Source organism: Mesorhizobium sp. BHbdii (assembly GCF_053848045.1).
Window position 1 is genome coordinate 1 of the sequence record NZ_JBSPKX010000320.1, and the last position, 398, is coordinate 398.

Consider the following 398-nt stretch of genomic DNA (forward strand, 5'->3'; position numbering starts at 1 on the left):
ATCGTCCTGATCTCCTGGTTCACGCTCCAGATAACCGGGACAACCAAGGCGGTTGGCGAGGTTCTGATCTGCTGGCAGGTCGTGGCTTTCGCGGTCGGACTGTTGATGGGACCGCACCTCGACCTCTGGCCGCGCCGCCGCGTGTTTGCCGTGGGCGAGACAACGCACGCGCTTGCCATGACGCTTCTGGGTCTTGCGGCGCAGATCCTGGTCGCAGAGCGCGTTCCGCTCCTCGTTCTCTACGCCTGTGCCTGCATGGCCTCGCTCGGATCCCTGCTTTCCTATCCGACCAGCCAAGCCCTGATCCAGCATGTCGGCGGAAGCCTACTGACCAGGACAGTTGGCCTTGGCATCTTATGCGCGCAGCTGGGCAATATAGCGGGTGCTGCCCTGGCGGG

1 protein-coding gene is annotated in these 398 nt (G+C 63.6%); it reads left to right on the forward strand.

Annotated features, from left to right (window positions below; all coding sequences use genetic code 11):
* The coding region (locus ACWTU8_RS33235) for a hypothetical protein (protein WP_455851431.1) at window positions 1-398 on the forward strand (398 nt) is incomplete at both ends.